Source organism: Aromatoleum toluolicum, from assembly GCF_012911005.2.
Lineage (GTDB): Bacteria > Pseudomonadota > Gammaproteobacteria > Burkholderiales > Rhodocyclaceae > Aromatoleum > Aromatoleum toluolicum.
The window spans coordinates 1-20,184 of record NZ_WTVS01000084.1 but is presented as its reverse complement, the minus strand read 5'-3'; the positions used below and the strand labels follow the sequence as shown (position 1 = coordinate 20,184).

Here is a 20,184-nt window from a genome sequence, read left to right as displayed (position 1 = left end):
ACCCCAACCCTCCCCTTGAAGGGGAGGGAGCACATCCCGACTCACGACTTTAATGCCGCGTGACTTGCAGAACTGCGCCCGCATCGGCCCGCACGTCCTTTTCTCAAAAATCCTTGCACAAACGCAGGGCATCGAGGATGGCCGCGTGGGTGTTGCGCTGGGAGACACAGTCGCCGATGCGGAACAGCAGGTAGCCGTCGCCCTTTTCGGCTAGGCAGGACTGCGGCTGAATCGCGAAGAGCTCCTCGATGTTCACCTGCCCCTTGTTGCGCGAACCGGGCTTGAGTTCGTAGTACAGCGCCTCATCGGGCCGCACGCCGTTCTCGACCACGATCTGATCAACGACCCGCTCTTCCTTCGCGCCGGTGTATTCGTTCTCCAGCACTGCGACCAGCTTGTCGCCCTCGCGATACACCTTCTCCAGCATCAGGTCCCCGGTCATGATCACTTCCTTGGGGTACAGGCTGCGGTAGTAGGTCGGGAAGGTCGTTCCGCCGATCGCCACACCCGGCTTGATGTCGTCGGTGACGATCTCGACTTTGGCGCCCTTGTCGGCGAGGTAGTCCGCGACCGACATGCCGGAGAACTCGCAAATCGTGTCATAGACCAACACGTTCTTGCCCGGTGCGACTTTGCCTTCGAGGATGTCCCAGCTGCTGACGACCAGGCCCTCGGCGGCGCCCCAGTGCGGGTTCTGCTCGAGGAACGGGTTGGCGCCCACCGCCAGCACGACGACGTCCGGTTTCACGTCGAGGATCGTCGCCGCGTCGGCCCCAACTCCGAGACGCAGGTCGACCTTCAGGCGCGCGAGCTCGAGCTGGTACCAGCGCGTGATGCCCGCCATCTGGTCGCGCTGCGGCGCACGTGCGGCGATCGAGATCTGTCCGCCGAGCGCGTCCTTCTTCTCGAACAGCGTCACGTCGTGGCCGCGTTCGGCCGCGACGCGTGCCGCTTCCATACCGGCCGGTCCGCCCCCGACGACGACGACCTTGCGCTTCGGCCCGCTCGACTTCTCGATGATGTGCGGCAACCCCAGGTGCTCGCGCGAGGTCGCTGCGTTCTGGATGCACAGCACGTCGAGACCCTGATACTGGCGGTCGATGCAGTAGTTCGCGCCGACGCACTGGCGGATCTGGTCGACCTTGCCGAGCTTGATCTTGTTCACGAAGTGCGGATCGGCGATGTGCGCGCGCGTCATGCCCACCAGGTCGACGTAGCCGCCCTCGAGGATGCGCTGAGCCTGGTTCGGATCCTTGATGTTCTGCGCGTGGATCACCGGCACCGACACCACTTCCTTGATCCCGGCCGCGAGGTGCAGGAAGGGCTCGGGCGGATAGCTCATGTTCGGGATCACGTTGGCCAGCGTGTTGTGCGTGTCGCAGCCCGAACCGACCACACCGATGAAGTCGAGCAGGCCGGTGTCGCTGTAGTACTTTGCGATCTGCTTCATGTCCTCGTGGGTGAGGCCGTCCGGGTGGAATTCGTCGCCGCAGATGCGCATGCCGACCACGAAGTCGCGCCCGACCTCGGCGCGCACCGCCTTAAGCACCTCCATGCCGAAACGCATGCGGTTCTCGAAGGAGCCGCCCCACTCGTCGGTGCGCTGGTTCACGCGCGGGCTCCAGAACTGGTCGATGAGGTGCTGGTGCACCGCCGACAGTTCGACCCCGTCGAGCCCGCCTTCCTTGGCGCGGCGCGCGGCCTGCGCATAGTTGCCGATAATGCGCTGGATCTCCTCCGGCTCGATCGTCTTGCACGTCGCGCGGTGCACCGGCTCGCGGATGCCCGACGGCGACACGAGATGCGGCCAGTTCTCGCCGTCCCAGCGCGAGCGCCGGCCCATATGCGTGATCTGGATCATGATCTTCGCGCCGTGCTTGTGCATCGCATCGGCGAGGTTCTGGAAATGCGGGATGATCTTGTCGGTCGCGAGATTCACCGATTTCCACCAGCCCTGCGGGCTGTCGATGGCGACCACCGACGAGCCGCCGCAGATGCACAGGCCGATACCGCCCTTGGCCTTTTCCTCGTAGTACTTCACGTAGCGCTCGGTGGTCATGCCGCCATCGGTCGCATAGACCTCGGCGTGCGCGGTGCTGACGATGCGGTTGCGGATGGTCAGCTTGCCGATCTGGATCGGCTGGAAAAGGGCGTCGAACTGTGCCATTGCCTTTGACTCCTTCAGCGCGGGCGGGTGATGAACACGCCGTAGTCGCAGCCTTCCTCGGCGGCGCTTTGAACCTGTTCGGCGAGCGTGCGAAGCGGGCTGCCGGCGGCGGCCAGGATCTGGTCCATCGCGCCAGCGAACCAGCCGGTGAACATGTATTCGATCTTGCGACCGACCTTGCCGTACTCGTACACGAAGGCCGAGTGGTCGAGGCGCACGCGGCAGGTGCCGGCCTCCAGGTCGATCGCCTCGATCGAGAACAGCCCCCAGCCGCGCTGCGACAGGCGCTTCATGTAGTGCTCGAACACCGCGACACCGGAGAGGCCGTGCAGCGCCGCTTCCTTCTCGCACCAGTGCCACGCAGACTTGTAGCCGGCCTTGTAGAGGATCTCGGCATAGCGCTCGGCGCCGATCTCCTCTTCGATGCCCTTGTGGTTGTTGATGAAGAAGTGGCGCGGCACGTACAGCATCGGCAGCGCGTCGGTGGTCCAGACGCCGGTTTCGGAATCGACTTCGATGGGCAGTTGCGGGGTGGTCTTCATTTGTATTGAACTCCGGGGTATTGGATGGGCAGGAGGCAGGGCTGGGGGTGGAGCGTCACTTGCCCCAGACATCGCGCAGGACGCGCACCCAGTTCTCGCCCATGACCTTGCGCACGACGCGCTCGGACATGCCGCGCTTCAGCAGCGTTTCGGTCAGGTTGGGGAATTCGCCGACGGTACGGATGCCGAGCGGATTGACGATCTTGCCGAAGTTGGTCAGGCGGCGGGCGTAGCCCTTGTCATGCGTGAGCCACTCGAAGAAGGTCTGGTCATGGCCCTGCGTGAAGTCGGTGCCGATGCCGATCGCGTCCTCGCCGACGATGTTCATCACGTACTCGATGGCTTCGGCGTAGTCGTCGATCGTCGACTCGATGCCCTTCTTCAGGAAGGGGGCGAACATCGTCACGCCGACGAAGCCGCCGTGATCGGCAATGAACTTCAGCTCGGCATCGGACTTGTTGCGCGGATGTTCCTTGAGGCCGGACGGCAGGCAGTGGGAGTAGCAGACCGGCTTATTCGATTCGAGGATGACTTCCTCGGAGGTCTTCGCGCCCACGTGCGAGAGGTCGCACATGATGCCGACGCGGTTCATCTCGGCGACGACCTCGCGACCGAAGCCCGACAGCCCGCCGTCACGCTCGTAGCACCCGGTGCCGACGAGGTTCTGGGTGTTGTAGCACATCTGCACGATGCCCACGCCGAGCTTCTTGAAGATCTCGACGTAGCCCAGCTTGTCCTCGAACGCATGGGCGTTCTGGAAGCCGAGGATGATTCCGGTCTTGCCGGCATCCTTCGCTTTGCCGATATCGGCGGCTGTGTGCACGGGCATCACCAGGTCGGTGCTGTCCGCCATCAGGCGATTGACCATCACGATGTTGTCGATCGTCGCCTGGAATCCTTCCCACACCGAAACGGTGCAATTCGCCGCGGTCAGGCCGCCCCGGCGCATGTCCTCGAACAGTTCCCTGTTCCACTTCGCAATGATCAATCCATCGATGACGATGGCACTGTCGTGAACTTCCCTGGCATTCATCAACGGCTCCTTGGCTGGCGCTATTCGTGAGTTGGAGAATAGCGTTCCGGCCAAAAGCCCTATCGCACGGGAAGCGACGGGGACGAGCCAAAATGCGTCATTTCGATGCGCGTCGGGACAAGCCGTGTGCGGTGCGGGTGCGTAACGGACGGCTTGGCTTGTCGCGACCGGGTTTCAGGAATCAAAAAGCCCGTCGAGGACCGATCGGTCCAGGACGGGCTGCATGCCTACGGCTGCCGGCTTCTCTCCCCGGTACGCGGGGAGCCGGCAGGAACCAACTTCAGCACAGGGCGTGATGTGGCACGCGCATCAGGCTCCCGTAGGTCGATTCGCCCCTTGCCGCCATCAACGCCAGCTCAGCGGTCGAAGATGGCAGGACGCGATCCTGGGCGTCGACGCTCTCGTCGGCGACGAACACATTGCGACGCCCCCTGACCCCGCGCGGCACCGGCTCGATCGTCCGCTCGCTGCTCGGCGGCACGCCGAAGAATCCGCGGTAGCACTTCGAGAAATGCGGGGTCGATACGAATCCGCAGGCGGTGGCCACCTCGATGATCATCATCGAGGTCTGCCGCAACAACTGGCGCGCGCGATTGACCCGGATCGTCAGGTAATACCGCGAAGGCGAGCAGTTCAGGTGCCGCAGGAACAGCCGCTCCAGTTGGCGGCGCGAGATGCCGGCGATGGTTGCCAGATCCTCGAGTTCCAGCGGCTCTTCGATGTTCGCCTCCATCAGGGCGACGATCTCCAGAAGTTTGGGCTGGGAGGTTCCCAGCACATGCCTGAGCGGGATGCGCTGCTGTTCTTTGTCGTTGCGAATGCGTTCACACATGAACATTTCGGAAATGGCGGCCATCAGTTCGGGCCCGTGCTGCTTGCCGATCAGGTTGAGCATCATGTCCATCGGCGCCGTGCCGCCGGAGGCAGTGAGCCGGTTCGCCTCGATCGTAAACAGGCGGTTCGTCACGAGCACTTTCGGAAACGCCTCCTGCAGCCCGGAGATGCACTCCCAGTGAATGCTGGCGCGATAACCATCCAGCAGTCCGGCCTGCGCCAGAGCCCACGTGCCGGTGCACACGCCGCCTATCATGCAGCCACGTCGCGCCTGCGCCTGAAGGAAGCTCAGATGCGGTTTGTGGACCGCCTGCTGCTGTGCCACCCCGCCGCAGACGATGATGATGTCCAGGTCCTGCGCGTCGCCCATCGGCGCGTCCGGCAAGATTCGCTGGCCGTCGCTTGCCCGCACCGGATCACCCGCCTCGCTGAGGGTGAACCACTGGTAATACTCTTCCCCGCTCAAATGGTTGGCCATGCGCAGAGGCTCGATGGCCGCTGCATGTGCGATCAGCGTGAAATTGTCGAGCAGCAGAAAGCCGATCCGCGTCGGACGCGGCACGCCGCCTCGCTCGACGGCCCGGGCCGCGCGCGCGCTATTGAATTCCCGATTCATACGCCCCTCCACCAAGACTGGTGTGATGTGCCGGCCGCTCTGTTGTCGGCCGATCAGTTATTACGAAGGCTCCTCGCGTACCACGGCTGCGCGCCTTGATCGGTAGATCGAAAGTCATAGATCGACTTCCAGTCGCCCTTCCCGTCACAGGGTGCGCATGCGGCGTCGTCGAATCCCGGTGAAGAAATACCGGCAACGCGCGCAGGGTTAATCTAACCGGCCTCCAGACCTCCATTTTGTCAATTGCGACAGTTATTGTTCCAAATGCGTCACGCACGTTCCATGGGACCACAAAACGGGTGACTCCACCCGGCGTTTCATCGGAGGGCAAGCAGCCGTGGCAGTGCCGGCGAGAATTCTGGTACGAAGGTGGTAATCACCGGAACATCGTGCCCTTTCAATTATTTACGCACCTCTCGCCCGGCCCCTGCCCACCTGTCTGGAAACGCCTCCTGCGCTTGTGTTAGCTTGGAGCGATTACAAATCGCCCCCAGCCGACGTCGCCCCAACGACGCTTCACCCGACACTGGCGCACAACAGAGATGCTCGCACACACACTTCCGATCGCCAGCCTCATGAGCGGCGTTGCACTGCTCTTGATCGGCAACGGGCTGCTCGGCACGCTCGTCGCCGTGCGGGGCAATCAGGAAGGGTTCAGCGATGCTTTTCTCGGACTGCTCGGCTCGGGTTACTTTGCCGGCTACCTTGTCGGCACCCTGCTTGCACGGCCCTTCATCGAGCGCGTCGGGCACATTCGCGCATTCGCCTTTTTCGCGACCGGCATCGCGGGCGTCGCCCTGCTCCACGGCCTGATCGTCTCGCCTGTCGTCTGGGTCGCGTTGCGGGTGCTGGCTGGTGCCGCGATCGTCGCGCTCTACATGCTCATCGAGAGCTGGCTCAACGACCAGACACCCGCTGCACTTCGGGGGCGGATCTTCGCCATCTACATGGTCGTCAATCAGGTTTCACTGGCGGCCGCACAGCAGATCCTGCGGCTCGACTCGGCCGATACGCTGGCCCTATTTGCGATGTCTGCGCTGTTCGTCTGTTTCGCCGTGATGCCGGTCACCGCCACGCGCATGACACAGCCGTCCGTCCATCGCGGCGCTTCCTTTTCCGTGCTGCGCATCATGCGCGGGACGCCCGTCGCCGCCGCCGGCGCCATCATGACGGGAATGTCCTTGGGCGCCTTCTCCAGCATGGGGCCGGTATACGCGTCGCGTGCCGGTTATGGGGATACGTGGATCGCGCTGTTCATGAGTGCCAGCATCCTTGGGGGCGCCCTCCTGCAATGGCCGCTCGGGGTATTGTCCGACCGCGGAGACCGTCGCAAGGTGCTGGCCGTCACGGCATCGCTCGCCGCGCTGTCGGCTGCCCCCTTGCTGGTGCCGGGTCTCGGGCAAGATGCGGCGATCGTCGCGATCGCCCTTTTCGGCGGCTTCGGGTTCGCGATCTACCCCATGGCGGTGGCGCATCTGGTCGATCATCTCTCACCCGAGCAGGTCGTCGGCGGTTCCAGTGCCGTGCTGCTGCTTCACGGGATCGGTGCAGCCATCGGCCCGCTCGCCGTCGGTCTGTCGATGGCATGGATGGGCACGTCGGCCCTGGCTTTCCATTTCGTCGCGACGCACACCCTGCTCGCGCTGATTGCCTGGCTGGCCGCCCGCCGTTCCCCGGACGAGATTACCGAGCACGCACATTGCGTACCGATGGTCAGAACATCGGCGACAGTGCTCGAGATCATGCCGCCCCCGGATCCGATCGACGAATCGGCTGAAGACTCGGCAGCCGCCGCGGCACGACGGCCGGTTACTTCCGAAACCGTTTGACGTAGCACAGGCGGAATCCCGACGCCCGGAGCGGCATCGGGATTCGCGCCAATTCTCCTGACGCGCGAATCTCCGGCGCGTCGCATCCGCGCGGCGTTCGCTTCGCGATCCATACGTTTCCGGTCGACTGCATCGCAGCAATGTTCCCCTTGCGACCTCGAACAGTCTCCGTGCGTCGCCTCTATTGAACCGCGGCGGGCACTCCTGTTTCATTCAGCCACCCTGCGGGCGCATTCCCTCCTGCCCAATCTTCAGCCTCATTTTTTCGCAAATCGACGTATTGCATAACAGCTTCGAAGAGGAGCGATTTCGTTTGTACCCGGCGCAATGCATTGGCCGTATTTGCTGATAACTAGACCAGTAATGGCTAACTACCAAGGAGGAAGTCAATGAAGTCTTCGCGTTTTGTATCGTCTGCAACGCTCGCCATTGCGGGGGTCCTGTCAGCAGCCAGTGCGGGGGCGCAGGTTGCCGAGTCACCGCTTAAATTCGACGGCGCAGCGAGAATCCGATTCGAGCACCTCGACTGGAACCCGGACCGCAAAGGGACGTTCGAGTTCGACACCGTCCGGCTTGGCTACACCTACGACGACGGCAAATTCATTTCGTCCGGCCGGGAGCGCTTTTACCATTACTCGACTCGTCAGACTGGAGCCGACGAGGGTGCAAGCCTGCTGATGAACGAATATCTCTGGGCGGGCCTTAAATTCTCCGACAAGAGCGAGTTTCACGTCGGCGAGGATCTGATGCCTTTTGGCGCTCTGAAATATGCTTCGCACAACTTTTTCGAGTCCATGGCGTACTACGCCGGGTTCGAGGATACCTACGCCCTAGGCATCAAATACCTGCGCAAGGACGGCGGCTTCAGCACCATGTTGGGTTTCTTCCCCTCGGACGGCGGCCATATGCTCGGCGCCGCGGACAACATGTCCGTCCTCGACGGGTACGATTCGCTGCGGTACAGCAATCACCTGATGAAAACCTACGGCCGCGAGGAGAGAAACACCTTTGTCGGCCGTCTTGCCTACGAGTTCGGACTGGGCGGTGGCAAATCGGAGATTGGTGTATCCGTATTGACCGGGCAATTGGCCGCGACGAAATCGGAACTGTCCAGCGGACGTCGAAATGCCCAGGCGATTCACTATACCGGCGAGTTCGGCAATTTCGGCGTGAAGCTCGAAACGATCAGCTATCGCAACAAATTCTCGGGCAACGGTTCGGTGGATGGCAACTGGTGGTCTGCGTGCAATGACGATTGCGTGATCATCGGATCCTATGGCTTTACCAACCGCATGGCGGCGAAGGGCAACATCGACATCGTGAGCCTCAGCTACAAGATCCCCGGCTCGATCGGACCGTTCAGCAACTTCCGCGTCTACAACGACTGGAGCCAGTTGAGAAAATCCGCTTCCGGGTACGAAAAGAGCACCCAGAACGTCACGGGTATCGAATTCGGCACCGGGGGCTGGTGGATCATGCTCGATTACGCCATCGGCAAGAATCAGCCCTATCTCTCGCCGGTCTATGGCGATGCACTGGCCGCCGGCGGCTCTTCCAACACCACGGGACGTCGATTCAACGCCAGCATCGGCTATTACTTCTAACCCTCTAGCGATTGAGCAGCGCTCCCGCGACCGTGGGAACAGGCCCAGGCCTGTTCCCACGTCGTCCATTTATCGAATCCGGACTACCATCGATCAGCCAAGGAGCGGGCTCCAATTTTCCGCGTTCCGGCGAGACAGGCGATGACGAATTTTGCCGGAATGACGTCGCATCCTGACATCTCCCCGGCAGTGCCTGCGCGAACAATACGTCGTGCGCCAGAAAGAGCGCCCGGCCCTCAAAGGGCCGACAAGCTGCCGATAACGACACCAAAGGAGACAACTCGATGAGCGTCAGTCAAAGCCTGGCTTTACAGCCGGGCATGGATAACAAGCAGTTATGGGGCATGGACTTTCATAATCCCGTGTTCCCGATTTCGGCCGGTTTCACTCTTCTCTTCATCTTCTATGCGCTGCTGGACCCGGCGTCTGCAAATGCACAAATGATTGCCACACGCACGTGGGCGATCGAACATTTCGACTGGCTGTTCATGTTTGCCGCCAACGCGTTCGTGGTTTTCTGCCTTGCGCTGATTGTGCTTCCGATTGGCAAGGTAAGGCTGGGAGGCGTCAGCGCACGGCCCGAGTATTCGACGGTGTCGTGGTTCTCCATGCTGTTCGGGGCCGGCATGGGCATCGGCTTGATGTTCTGGAGCGTTGCCGAACCGGTCGCCTACTACACCGGATGGTCCGGCACCCCCCTCAATGCCCCCGCCAGGACGGCGGAGGGTGCGACGGCAGCGATGGGCGCGACGATGTTCCATTGGGGGCTCCACCCGTGGGCGATTTACGCTGTCGTTGCAGTCGCGATCGGCTTCTTCACGTTCAACAGGGGCTTGCCGCTGTCCCTGCGTTCCGCATTCTTCCCGCTGCTGGGCCACAAGGTGCGAGGTTGGCCCGGTCACCTTGTCGATATCTTCGCGGTTCTGGCGACGATTTTCGGTCTTGCCACCTCGCTCGGTCTCGGTGCGAAACAGGCCGCCAGCGGACTTCACTTTCTCACCGGTATCGACAACTCGCTCGAACTCCAGATGGCGATCATCGTGATCGTGACAGGGCTGACGCTGTTGTCGGTCTGGCGGGGGATCGACGGCGGGATCAAGGTCGCCAGCAATATCAACATGGTGCTCGCAATCGCATTGATGGCGTTCGTCGCTGTTGCCGGCGGCATCGGCCTGTTCGTCACGGGAATTGGCACCACCGCGACGGCGTATATCGACTACATGCTGCCCCTGTCGAACTGGATCGGGCGCGAGGATGAATCGTGGCTTCACGGTTGGACCGTGTTCTATTGGGCGTGGTGGATCTCATGGTCGCCTTTCGTTGGCATCTTCATTGCGCGCATCTCCAAGGGACGTACGGTTCGCGCGATGGTGACGGCGGTGCTGATCGTGCCGACCCTCGTGACGCTCGCCTGGATGAGCGCGTTCGGCGGCAACGCGCTGGCGCAGTCGGCCGGCGGCGTCGGAGAACTCGCCAACGGAATCGGTGACGTGTCGGTGACTTTGTTCGAGATGCTCCAGCACATGCCGCTGAGTACCTTCACCTCGGCGCTGGCAGTCGTACTCGTGTTGATCTTCTTCGTGACCGGGGCCGACTCCGGCGCACTGGTGATCGACTGCATCACCGCCGGGGGCAAAGTCGATGGCCCGCGAAAGCAAAAGGTGATGTGGGCCTGCCTGGGCGGCGTCATCGCGGCAGTCCTGCTGTGGGCCGGTGGGCAGGACGCACTCGACGCCCTGCAGGCCGGCGCGGTCACCGCGGGCCTACCCTTCACCGTCGTACTGCTCGTAATGATGGTCGGACTCTATAAGGCCCTGCATCAGGCGCACTACATGTGAGGAATGCGGCGCCCTCGGGCGCCGCGAGCATATCCGGCCGCCAAGCCTACTCCGGAGACTGAAATGGATAGCATGCGCAAGCGCGGATATGCCATTGCGCTGTGCGCGGCTGTCGTCGTCGCCTGCTTGGCGACCACATCCGCGACCGCGGAACCGGTCGAGGAGCAAGAGACAACGGCGCGGGCGCAAAGTGGCCGATCGGACCTGTCGCTGGCCGTCGCGAGACCTCGCTTCCCGGCAAACGGGCTGACCGGACCCGCGCGGCCTTGCTCACTGCCCGGGAATCAAGACCGTGGATATTCCCACGCCGAAGCATCGGCCCTTTTTCGCACGCTGATCTGTTGGTGGCGAGACGGTCTCTTGATGCAATCGCGCGCCCCCCTTCCGTAACTTCGGTCCGGCATTCGAAGTGCCGGCCCGTGCGTGGCGCAATTGACTATTCGCGCGTCGCTTCGTGCCATGCGAGAGGACCGCCGCAATCCACATACTGCGGGTACCGATCCTCCCAAACACACCCATGGAGAGCGAGACAATGAGCACTACCGAGATCCGCCGCCGCGGCGGTCGCAGCGGAAGCGAGGCACGCCGGGCGGCGCGCTCGCGCGGGCAAGGCACGCTGGCCCCGTACATCAGCCGCAAGATTCCCTACTACGAGGTGCTCAACGAAGAGGGACTCGCGATCATCGAGCACAATGCCGACACCATCCTCGAAGAGATCGGCATCGATTTCCGCGACGACGCCGAAGCGCTGCAGATCTGGCGCGATGCGGGCGCCGACGTGCAAGGCGAGCGGGTGCGCATGCCGCGCGGCATGTGCCGCAAGCTGATCCAGGAGAATGCGCCGCGCGAGTTCACGCAGGTCGCCCGCAACCCCGAACGCAGCGTGCGCATCGGTGGGGCCAACACCGTCTTCGTGCCCGCCTACGGCTGCCCGTTCATCCACAACCTCGACGACGGCCGCCGCTACGGCAACATCGAGGACTTCCGCAACTTCGTCAAGCTCGCCTACCTGTCGCCCAGCCTCCACCACTCCGGCGGCACGATCTGCGAGCCGGTCGACCTGCCGGTCAACAAGCGGCACTTCGACATGGTCTATAGCCACATGAAGTACTCCGACAAGTGCTTCATGGGCTCGGTCACGCACCCCGAGCGCGCCCAGGACACGGTCGAGATGGCCAAGATCCTGTTCGGCGACCAGTGGATCGACCCCGAAACGGGCAAGCCGCGCACCGCGGTGATCAACCTGATCAATGCCAACTCGCCGATGACCTTCGACGACACGATGCTCGGCGCCGCCAAGGTCTACGCGCGCAACAACCAGGCTTGCGTCGTCACCCCGTTCATCCTCGCCGGTGCGATGTCGCCGGTAACGGTCGCCGGGACTGCCGCGCAGACGCTAGCCGAAGCGATGGCCGGCATGGCCTTCGTCCAGCTCGTCAATCCCGGCGCGCCGGTGGTGTTCGGCAGCTTCGCCAGCTCGATGTCGATGCAGTCGGGAGCGCCGACCTTCGGCACCCCGGAGCCGGCGCTGGTGCTGTACGTGATGGCCAACCTCGCGCGCCGCCTCGGCGTGCCCTTCCGTTCCGGCGGTTCGCTGACGGCGTCGAAGATCCCCGATGCGCAAGCCGCGAGTGAAAGCGCCAACACGCTGCTGCCGACCGCGCTGGCGGGGGTGAACTTTGCGCTGCACACCGCGGGCTGGCTCGAAGGCGGTCTGGCGATGGGCTACGAGAAGTTCATCATGGACGCCGACCAGGCCGGCATGATGCAGACGCTGATGGGCGGTGTCGACATGTCCGAGAACGGCCAGGCCATGGACGCGATCCGCGAGGTCGGCCCCGGCAAGCATTACCTCGGTTGCGCCCACACGCAGGCGAACTTCGAGAACGCGTTCTACCGTTCGCCGATCGCCGACAACAACAGCTTCGAACAATGGGACGCCGAGGGCCGGCAGGACATGGCGCAGCGCGCCAACACGCGCTGGAAGCGGATGCTTGCCGAGTACGAGGCGCCCGAGATCGACCCGGGGGTCGACGAAGCCCTGCAAGCGTACATGCGTCGGCGCAAGGAGTCCTTCCCGGACTCGAACATCTGAGCGGCCACCCGGCGGCAGGCGCATGGCCGCCGCCGGGCGAAGCTCGGGATAAGGGGCAACGAACGCAAGAGGGAGATTCACTCTTTCGCCCCACGACCATTTTCGGAAACAGCATCGCAACCATGGCGGCATATACGGCGACAGCCGCGGTGGCGCGGCCCGGCGGAATGACCCTCGCGGCACTGCTGACAGGCTTCGTCGCGAGCACCTACGGATTCGGGGTCTACCTTTTTGCCAACCTCGTCGTCGACATGCGCCGGGATCTGGGATTCGACTATGCCACGGTCGGTCTGATCACCGGGGGCGCCCAGATCGGCTTTCTGGCTTTCTCCTTCGTGACCAGCTACCTCAGCCGGTTCTGCGAAGGCTGGAAGATCAGCCTGTGCTCGACCTTCGTCACGGCCCTGTCGCTGCTGGGCCTGAGCATCAGCGACGACATTCTGCTGTCGGCGGCGCTGCTGATCCTGCAGGGCGGGTGTTCGGCCTCGGCCTACGTGCCCCTGGCCGAGATCGTCACGAGGAACGTTCCGCAGAGCAAGCGGGCACGCGTGATGGGCCTGGTCGCGAGCGGAACGAGCTACGGGGTTTTCATCAATGGCCTGCTGGTGAGCTTCCTGATGGCCGCGGGCGGATGGCGGTCGATCTGGCTCACGGCCGGCCTGCTCTCGCTATCCCTCTGCGTCTGTGCCTATTTCTTCCTGCGCAACACGTCCGACGTCGAGGTCGCTGCGGCGCCCCACAGGCGAGGCAACGCCGCACGCGTCGACCGCCGGATCCCCGGCCCGCTGTACTTGCTGTGGGTGCTCGCCTTCCTCAACGGCCTGACGCTGCTGCCCTTCCAGACCTACCTCGCCCCCTTCATGCGCGACGAACTGGGCATGTCCGCAGCGGAGACCGGCATGGTGTGGTCTACAATCGGAGCGGTGGGCATGGCCTCGGGCTTCCTGGGGGGGTGGATCGCCGATCGCGTGGGGACCCGTGCAGCCCTCGCCCTGTGCTTCGTCACTGCCTGCCTCGGCAGCGGCCTCATCTATTCGATGGACCAGGTCCCCGTCTTCTACCTCGCCGGCGTCCTCTTCGCGCTGGCCTTCTATCCCATCTTCGGCTTGGTGCCGACTTACATCGGGCAGTTGGTCCCGGTGAGCGAACTCACCCGCGCCTTCGGCATCGCGAACGTCCTGATCGGCCTAGGCGGCGTGTGCGGCAACCTTGTGGGTGGCCTGTTCAAGGACATTTTCGACTCGTTCGCGCCGATCTACCTGGCTGCCGGCCTGTTGCTCCTGCTCCAGTTCCTGATCACCCTTGCCTTGCCCAGGACGCCGTCGTGATTCGGTGCAGGCCGGAGGGCGACACCTTCGGCCGTACAATCACATCCGTCATCTGACGGTCAGAAAGGGGATGAGATGTCAGTCAGCTTTGCCGCGCTCGATGCGGTCGGCCTGAACCTGCAGGCGGTGTTCGATCTCGATGCGCTGCCCGCCGAACTTGCGACGCGACTACGTGCGCAGGTGGACGACGGCGAAGGATTTCACCAGCTCATCCTGATAGGGCATGCGGGCCGCAAGCTGTGGGAATCGGTACAGGCGACCGGGCTGCAGACTGCAAACCCGATCGACGACTTCAGCATCGCCCGCGTCGAGGAGTGGTTTGCCACCCAATGTGCCGGCCGGCGCCTTCGCGTGATCTACCCGGGCGATCGTCTGGTCGATCTGCAGCGCCTCGGGGAACTCGCGGGCTGGCACCACCCCTCCCCCTTCATGGTCGGCATTCAGGCCGGCTGGGGGAGCTGGTTCGCGTACCGCGTGGCGATGCTCGCGGACTCCGAACTGCCCGTCACCGCACCGGCGGTGGCGCCGTCTCCGTGCAACGCCTGCACCGGGCGACCGTGCGTCGCGGCCTGCCCGGCGGACGCGATGGCGTCGGGCAGATACTCGCTCGAGCGCTGCATCGGCTACCGGCGGCAGCCAGGCTCGCTGTGCGCCGACACCTGCCTCGCGCGGACGAACTGCCCGGTCGGCAGCGAGCACCGCTATTGCGACGCGCAGATCGAGTACCACTATGCGCTGTCGCGCGGGGCGATCGAACGCTACCTCTGAGCCCTTCGAGAAATCGATCGGGTCAGACGGTGCTGCGCTTGTCGCCGACGATCTGCGCGTACGCCGAGTGATTGTGGATGGACTCGAAGTTCTCCGACTCGACGACGTAGCGCTCGATGCGCTTTTCGGCGTTGAGCAGCCCGGCCACGTCGCGCACCATGTCTTCGACGAATTTGGGGTTCTCGTAGGCACGCTCGGTGACGTACTTCTCGTCGGTGCGCTTGAGCAGGCCGTAGAGCTCGCACGAGGCCTGGCTCTCGACGAGCTGCACCAGCTCCTCGATCCACAGGAAGCCGCGTGTCTGCGCCGTCACGGTGACGTGCGAGCGCTGGTTGTGGGCGCCGTGCGCGGAGATCTTCTTCGAGCACGGGCACAGGCTGGTCACGGGCACGACCACCTTCATTGTGAACACGTACTCCCCGCCTTCGCGCAGCTCCGCGATGAAGGTCACCTCGTAGTCCATCAGGCTCTGCACGCCCGAGACGGGCGCAGCCTTGTTGATGAAGTACGGGAAGCACATCTCGATGACGCCCGTCTCGGCTTCCAGGCGCGCGACCATCTCGCGCAGCATCGGCCCGATCGACTCGACCGTGATTTCGCGCTCGTTGCCGTTCAGGATCTCGATGAAGCGCGACATGTGCGTGCCCTTGAAATGCTGCGGCAGGCCGACGTACATGCTGAATTCGGCGATCGTATGCTGCACGCCGTCGCTCTTGTCGCGCACGCGCACCGGATGGCGGATCGCCTTGATGCCGACCTTGTCGATCGCGAGACGGCGCTCGTCCTCCGAGTTCTGGACGTCGTCGAGTGCCACTATTTCCGTCATGTTCCGGCTCCTTCGGTGAGCGGCCGCTCGCGCCGTCCGCGCCGCGATCGACCTCCTGCCGCAGCCCGCTCGCTGGCCGCGGCTGCGGGCAGTTCGACGACCGCGCGCAGGTTGGGAAAGGGGTCGCACTTGTGCGGGATCGCCATCGCGTCGACGAAGTACTGCTGGAAGCTCGGCTCCACCGCGGTTTCGATCTTGTCGACGCGGCGCACGACCCCCTCGATCTCCTCGCGACGACTGCGATTCAGGAGCGCGATGCGCGCCCCTGTCCCCGCGGAATTGCCGACCGAGGCGACGTGTTCGAGCGGGCAGTCGGGGATCAGGCCGAGGACCATCGCGTACTTGACGTCGATATGGCTGCCGAAAGCGCCGGCGAGGCTGATCCGCTCGACGTGCGCGACACCAAGCTTGTCCATCAGCAGGCGGATGCCGGCATATAAGGCCGCCTTCGCGAGCTGGATCGCGCGCACGTCGTTCTGCGTGATCTGCAGCGTGCGCGCCTCGCTCTCGAACAAGGTGTAGGCGAAGGTTCGGCCGTTGGCCTGCACGCGCTGGCTGCGCGCGGCGAGTGCGCCGTCGATCACGCCGTCCTGATCGATGACCCCCGCCAGATACATCTCGGCCATCACCTCGATGATGCCGGAGCCGCAGACGCCGGTGATGCCGGTCGCAGCGGTCGCGTCGGCGAATCCGGGCTCGTCCGACCACAGCTCGCAGCCGATGACCTTGAAGCGCGGCTCCAGGGTCGCGGGGTCGATGCGCACGCGCTCGATCGCGCCGGGCGCCGCGCGCTGCCCGCAGCTGATCTGCGCGCCTTCGAAGGCCGGCCCCGTGGGGCTGGAGGCAGCGAGCAGACGCTTGCGATTGCCCAGGACGATCTCGGCGTTGGTGCCGACGTCGACGATCAGCGTCATCGCGTCGGTGAGGTAGGGGGTCTCCGACAGGATCGCCCCCGCGGTGTCCGCGCCTACATGGCCCGCAATGCAGGGCAACGCGTAGATGCGGGCATTGGGGTGGATATGCAGTTCGATCTCGGTCGCCCACAGCCCGGTCACCGCCTCGTCGGTGGCGAGCGCGAATGGCGCGCCGCCCAGCTCGACCGGGTTAATGCCGAACAGCAGGTGGTGCATGATCGGGTTGCCGACGAAGGTCGCCTCGAGGATCTCGGTGACGCCGATGCCGGCCTCGGCGGCGAGTTCGGCGGCCAGGCCGTTGAGGGCGACGCGCACCTCGTGCGTCATCTCGTGGTCCCCGCCCGGCTTCATCATGACGTAGGAGACCCGGCTCATCAGGTCCTCGCCGAAGCGGATCTGCGGATTCATCCTGCCGGCGGAGGCGACGACCTCGCCGGTCTGCATGTCGCACAGGTGTGCGGCGATCGTCGTCGAGCCGACGTCCACCGCCATGCCGTAGACCTTTTCGCGCAGGCCCGGCCACACGGCGATGATGCGCTCGCCGTCGATCACGGCGACCGTGACCTTCCAGTCGCCCTTGCGCAAGGCGGACTGCAGTTCCTGCATCACGCGCACATCGGCCTGCAGGTTCGTGAGTCGCCAGTCGAAATCCAGCGCCTCCTTGAGGCGCCGCAGGTCGGACGAAGGCAGGTGCATGTCCGGCTGCTGCACTTCGACGTAATACAGCCGTACCGCGGGATCGAGCTCGATGTCGCGCACTTCGGCGCGCTTGCGCACGATCTGGCGGTGCACCTGGCTGTCGGCGGGCACGTCGATGACGACGTCGCCGAGCACCGTCGTCGAGCAGCTCAGGCGCCGGCCGTCGCTCAGAGTGCCGTGGGTCTTTTCCCAGGCGTGCTCGTTTTCGCTGTGCCCGCTGAGGTTGGAGGCGCACGAATGCACCCCGTGCTTGGCGAACTCGCCCTCGGTCAGCACGACCTGGCAGCGGCCGCACAGGCCGCGACCGCCGCACACGGAGTCGATGTCGACGCCGAGCGAGCGCGCGGCCTGCAGCACGGACGTGCCGACCGCGAAGCGGCCGCGCCGTCCGGACGGGGTGAATACGACGAGGGCGTCCTGGCTCACCATGCTCTCCTGTTGGGGTTGGAGGCGAAAATTGGGTAGGGCAGCGGCCCGCGGCGTGCATCCCCTGTTGTCGGGGCTTTTACACGGGCAGCGTCCCGGTTCAGGCCTCGACGCGGCGGCGACGCGTCTCGCGCCGGCCGCGCGCTTCGACGCCGTCGGCACCGGCGGGCGGCACCTCGCGGAACTTGCGGATCCAGCGCATGCAGTCCTGGTCATGGCCCATCAGCACGTCCGCCCCCATGATCGCGGTCATGATTTCGGCATGAAGCGGATTGGTGATTGCCGAGGTCATGCCCGAGGCAATCGCCATGCTCATGAACGCGGCGTTGATGCCGTTGCGGTTGGGCAGGCCGAAGCTCACGTTGGAGGCGCCGCAGGTGGTGTTCACCTTGAGCTCCTTCTGCAGGCGGTGGCACAGCGCGAACACCTGGCGACCCGCCGTCGACACCGCCCCGATCGGCATCACCAGCGGATCGACGATCACGTCGCAGGCCGGAATGCCGTAGTCGGCCGCGCGATTGACGATCTTGCGGGCGATCTCGAAGCGCACATTGGGATCCTGCGAGATGCCGGTCTCGTCGTTGCTGATCGCGACCACCGCCGCACCGTATTTCTTGACCAGCGGCAGCACCGCCTCGAGCCGATCTTCCTCACCGGTCACCGAGTTCACCAGCGCCTTGCCCTGATAGACCGCCAATCCGGCTTCGAGCGCAGCGACGATCGAGGAGTCGATCGACAGCGGCACGTCGGTGAGCGACTGCACGAGCTTGACCGTCTCGGCGAGGATCGCCGGCTCGTCGGCGAGCGGGATGCCCGCATTGACGTCGAGCATGTGCGCGCCCGCTTCGAGCTGCGCCTGGACGTCGGCGATGACGCGGGAGAAGTCGCCGGCGGCCATCTCGGCGGCCAGCATCTTCCGCCCGGTGGGGTTGATGCGTTCGCCGATGACGACGAAGGGCCGCTCGAAGCCGATGACAACTTCCTTCTTGTGCGAGCTGATAACGGTGTCGGTCATGCTTCCATCCTCTGTTTTTCGGTTTGAGTGTCACGACCCGGATACCAGGGAACCCGTCCCTCGAGTACGCCGGATTTGTCGATGATTTCGGCGACGGCCTCTTCCTGGCGGTAGGCCATGACATGCGCGCCGCTGACGCCTTCGATTTCGCGGATTTCCTGGATCAGATCGATGCAGAGCTTCCTGCCTTCGGCCTTCTGCTTCTCGGCGCCGGCCAGGCGCTTGATGACGCTGTCCGGGATGTGCACACCCGGAACGTGTTCCCGGATCCAGGTGGCGCTCTTGGCCGAGGCGAGCGGGCCGACCCCCACCATGATGAAGACACGGTTCGGCCCTTCGAGCAGGCCCAGGTCGCGCACCTGCGCCATGAAGCTCTTGAGCCGCGGCACGTCGTAGCAATACTGGGTCTGGATGAACTGCGCGCCTGCGGCGACCTTCTTCGCAAGGCGGTGCGGCCGCCAGTCGAAGGGCGGAGCGAAGGGATTTTCCGCCGCGCCGAGAAACACGCGCGGCGGCACAGCCAGCTTGCGCCCGCTCTCGAAGTGGGCGTCGTCGCGCATGCCACGGGCGATCTCGAGCAGGGACATCGAGTCGAGGTCGAACACGGGCTTCGCCTGCGGGTGGTCGCCCGCCTGCACGCCGTCGCCGGTCAGGCACAGGATGTTGGCCACGCCCATCGCCGCGCCGCCGAGGATCTCGCCCTGGATCGCGATGCGGTTGCGGTCGCGGCACGAGATCTGCATCACCATCGCGTAGCCGCGGCGCGTCAGCAGCGAACACACGCCGACGCTCGACATGTGGCAGTTCGCACCTGAACCGTCGGTGGCGTTGATCGCGTCGACGTAGCCGTCGAAGATCGCGGCGCGCTTGAACACTTCATTGGGATCGGCCGAATCGGGCGGGTCGATCTCGGACGTCACCGCAAACTTGCCCGCGCGCAGCACGCGCTCGAGGCGGCCCGGCGAGACGTGGCCGGGCAGGATCGGCAGCGCTTCGCCGGGTGTCGGTTCGTCGTCGAATCTCATTTCTGCTCTCCCTGCGCGGCCATGCGCTTTGCTGCGATCTGTCGCACCACGCGCAGCCACGACGAGGTGTCGCGCAGGCGGAAGTCCACCGGTTTCTGCACGACGTGGATCTTCCTGCCGTTCTTCATGTGCTGGCTGCCGGCCCAGGCCTCGGCCCACACGCACTTCATCTCGGGCTTGACCTCGCAGTGGCCGTTGGCGCGCACGCCGCCGCAGGGACCATTGCGCAGGTTCTTGGGGCAGTTCATCGGGCAGGACATTCCTGTCGAACTGAGCGCGCACTGGCCGCACATCTTGCAGTCGAAGAGAAAGCCCTTCACGGCGCGCTCGACGGCCGTCACCGGCTTTTCCACACGCGCATAGCCGATGCCGCGCCACACCGGGTCGAGGCACGCGATGACCGGCTCGAACACGTTGTAGATGAACTCGAAGCCCCGTGAGTGACGGACCACCCACCGGCGTACTGCATACATGGAATGTCTCCTTCTTCGGCTGCCTCGGGTGCGCTCGCGCGCCCGTTGGATGCTTGTTGTGCGTGGTGTTCTGTTAACCCGATAAGCAATTACGTGATGTCAGGTTGAGTGCTGCACTTTCGCTCCCTCCCCTTCAAGGGGAGGGTTGGGGT

The 20,184-nt window shown here is 64.3% G+C and carries 15 protein-coding genes; 6 read left to right on the top strand and 9 right to left on the bottom strand.

All coding sequences use genetic code 11. The features are described from left to right. Positions 1-103: 103 nt before the first annotated feature. From dgcA to gbdR, 4 genes are all read right to left on the bottom strand, one after another. Complete coding sequence (dgcA, locus tag GPA27_RS24640; RefSeq protein WP_169143080.1) at positions 104-2,167, bottom strand: dimethylglycine demethylation protein DgcA; 2,064 nt, start codon at positions 2,165-2,167, stop codon at positions 104-106. A gap of 14 nt (positions 2,168-2,181) precedes the next feature. Next, positions 2,182-2,709 (bottom strand): DUF5943 domain-containing protein, encoded by a 528-nt coding sequence (locus tag GPA27_RS24635; RefSeq protein WP_169143079.1) that lies wholly within the window; start codon positions 2,707-2,709, stop codon positions 2,182-2,184. Positions 2,710-2,764: 55 nt separating this feature from the next. Then, positions 2,765-3,742, bottom strand: coding sequence for a dipeptidase (locus tag GPA27_RS24630; RefSeq protein WP_169143078.1), 978 nt, complete (start codon positions 3,740-3,742; stop codon positions 2,765-2,767). A gap of 280 nt (positions 3,743-4,022) precedes the next feature. Continuing rightward, positions 4,023-5,192: a choline metabolism transcriptional regulator GbdR gene (gene gbdR, locus GPA27_RS24625; RefSeq protein WP_169143077.1), complete on the bottom strand. Its 1,170-nt coding sequence runs from the start codon at positions 5,190-5,192 to the stop codon at positions 4,023-4,025. Positions 5,193-5,767: 575 nt separating this feature from the next. Here gbdR and GPA27_RS24620 point away from each other — a divergent pair. From GPA27_RS24620 to GPA27_RS24595, 6 genes are all read left to right on the top strand, one after another. After that, positions 5,768-7,021 (top strand): MFS transporter, encoded by a 1,254-nt coding sequence (locus GPA27_RS24620; RefSeq protein ID WP_211165216.1) that lies wholly within the window; start codon positions 5,768-5,770, stop codon positions 7,019-7,021. A gap of 389 nt (positions 7,022-7,410) precedes the next feature. Beyond that, positions 7,411-8,625 carry a hypothetical protein gene (locus tag GPA27_RS24615; protein WP_169143075.1) on the top strand — a complete coding sequence of 405 codons (1,215 nt, stop codon included), beginning with the start codon at positions 7,411-7,413 and terminating at the stop codon, positions 8,623-8,625. Between the two features lie 284 nt (positions 8,626-8,909). Further along, positions 8,910-10,463: a BCCT family transporter gene (locus tag GPA27_RS24610; protein WP_169143074.1), complete on the top strand. Its 1,554-nt coding sequence runs from the start codon at positions 8,910-8,912 to the stop codon at positions 10,461-10,463. A 532-nt stretch (positions 10,464-10,995) separates the two neighbouring features. After that, positions 10,996-12,558: a trimethylamine methyltransferase family protein gene (locus GPA27_RS24605; RefSeq protein WP_169143073.1), complete on the top strand. Its 1,563-nt coding sequence runs from the start codon at positions 10,996-10,998 to the stop codon at positions 12,556-12,558. Between the two features lie 122 nt (positions 12,559-12,680). Next, positions 12,681-13,886: an MFS transporter gene (locus tag GPA27_RS24600; protein WP_169143072.1), complete on the top strand. Its 1,206-nt coding sequence runs from the start codon at positions 12,681-12,683 to the stop codon at positions 13,884-13,886. 75 nt (positions 13,887-13,961) lie between these two features. Then, on the top strand, positions 13,962-14,654 hold the full coding sequence (locus tag GPA27_RS24595) for a hypothetical protein (protein WP_169143071.1): 693 nt from the start codon (positions 13,962-13,964) through the stop codon (positions 14,652-14,654). Positions 14,655-14,676: 22 nt separating this feature from the next. Here GPA27_RS24595 and folE2 read toward each other — a convergent pair whose 3' ends face one another. From folE2 to GPA27_RS24570, 5 genes are all read right to left on the bottom strand, one after another. Beyond that, complete coding sequence (gene folE2, locus GPA27_RS24590; protein WP_169143070.1) at positions 14,677-15,480, bottom strand: GTP cyclohydrolase FolE2; 804 nt, start codon at positions 15,478-15,480, stop codon at positions 14,677-14,679. After that, positions 15,477-17,522 (bottom strand): ASKHA domain-containing protein, encoded by a 2,046-nt coding sequence (locus GPA27_RS24585; RefSeq protein WP_169143069.1) that lies wholly within the window; start codon positions 17,520-17,522, stop codon positions 15,477-15,479. The genes folE2 and GPA27_RS24585 overlap by 4 nt, the downstream gene beginning before the upstream one ends. Positions 17,523-17,619: 97 nt before the next feature. Beyond that, a complete protein-coding gene (locus GPA27_RS24580; RefSeq protein WP_169143068.1) occupies positions 17,620-18,534 on the bottom strand; it encodes a dihydropteroate synthase in 915 nt (304 codons plus the stop codon). Then, on the bottom strand, positions 18,531-19,559 hold the full coding sequence (locus GPA27_RS24575; RefSeq protein ID WP_169143067.1) for a methylenetetrahydrofolate reductase: 1,029 nt from the start codon (positions 19,557-19,559) through the stop codon (positions 18,531-18,533). Before GPA27_RS24575 ends, GPA27_RS24580 begins: the two co-directional genes overlap by 4 nt. Continuing rightward, the gene (locus GPA27_RS24570; RefSeq protein WP_169143066.1) at positions 19,556-20,032 is read right to left on the bottom strand and encodes a methylenetetrahydrofolate reductase C-terminal domain-containing protein; all 477 of its coding nucleotides are present in this window, start codon (positions 20,030-20,032) and stop codon (positions 19,556-19,558) included. Before GPA27_RS24570 ends, GPA27_RS24575 begins: the two co-directional genes overlap by 4 nt. Between the last annotated feature and the right edge of the window lie 152 nt (positions 20,033-20,184).

What these genes read in the sequence shown, in the direction of transcription:
- GPA27_RS24585 (WP_169143069.1), bottom strand. Translation starts at nt 17,522, where the DNA reads ATGGTGAGCCAGGACGCCCTCGTCGTATTCACCCCGTCCGGACGGCGC.
- GPA27_RS24635 (WP_169143079.1), bottom strand. Translation starts at nt 2,709, where the DNA reads ATGAAGACCACCCCGCAACTGCCCATCGAAGTCGATTCCGAAACCGGC.
- GPA27_RS24570 (WP_169143066.1), bottom strand. Translation starts at nt 20,032, where the DNA reads ATGTATGCAGTACGCCGGTGGGTGGTCCGTCACTCACGGGGCTTCGAG.
- GPA27_RS24610 (WP_169143074.1), top strand. Translation starts at nt 8,910, where the DNA reads ATGAGCGTCAGTCAAAGCCTGGCTTTACAGCCGGGCATGGATAACAAG.
- GPA27_RS24630 (WP_169143078.1), bottom strand. Translation starts at nt 3,742, where the DNA reads ATGAATGCCAGGGAAGTTCACGACAGTGCCATCGTCATCGATGGATTG.
- GPA27_RS24575 (WP_169143067.1), bottom strand. Translation starts at nt 19,559, where the DNA reads ATGAGATTCGACGACGAACCGACACCCGGCGAAGCGCTGCCGATCCTG.
- dgcA (WP_169143080.1), bottom strand. Translation starts at nt 2,167, where the DNA reads ATGGCACAGTTCGACGCCCTTTTCCAGCCGATCCAGATCGGCAAGCTG.
- GPA27_RS24615 (WP_169143075.1), top strand. Translation starts at nt 7,411, where the DNA reads ATGAAGTCTTCGCGTTTTGTATCGTCTGCAACGCTCGCCATTGCGGGG.
- GPA27_RS24620 (WP_211165216.1), top strand. Translation starts at nt 5,768, where the DNA reads ATGAGCGGCGTTGCACTGCTCTTGATCGGCAACGGGCTGCTCGGCACG.
- gbdR (WP_169143077.1), bottom strand. Translation starts at nt 5,192, where the DNA reads ATGAATCGGGAATTCAATAGCGCGCGCGCGGCCCGGGCCGTCGAGCGA.
- GPA27_RS24600 (WP_169143072.1), top strand. Translation starts at nt 12,681, where the DNA reads ATGGCGGCATATACGGCGACAGCCGCGGTGGCGCGGCCCGGCGGAATG.
- GPA27_RS24605 (WP_169143073.1), top strand. Translation starts at nt 10,996, where the DNA reads ATGAGCACTACCGAGATCCGCCGCCGCGGCGGTCGCAGCGGAAGCGAG.
- folE2 (WP_169143070.1), bottom strand. Translation starts at nt 15,480, where the DNA reads ATGACGGAAATAGTGGCACTCGACGACGTCCAGAACTCGGAGGACGAG.
- GPA27_RS24595 (WP_169143071.1), top strand. Translation starts at nt 13,962, where the DNA reads ATGTCAGTCAGCTTTGCCGCGCTCGATGCGGTCGGCCTGAACCTGCAG.
- GPA27_RS24580 (WP_169143068.1), bottom strand. Translation starts at nt 18,534, where the DNA reads ATGACCGACACCGTTATCAGCTCGCACAAGAAGGAAGTTGTCATCGGC.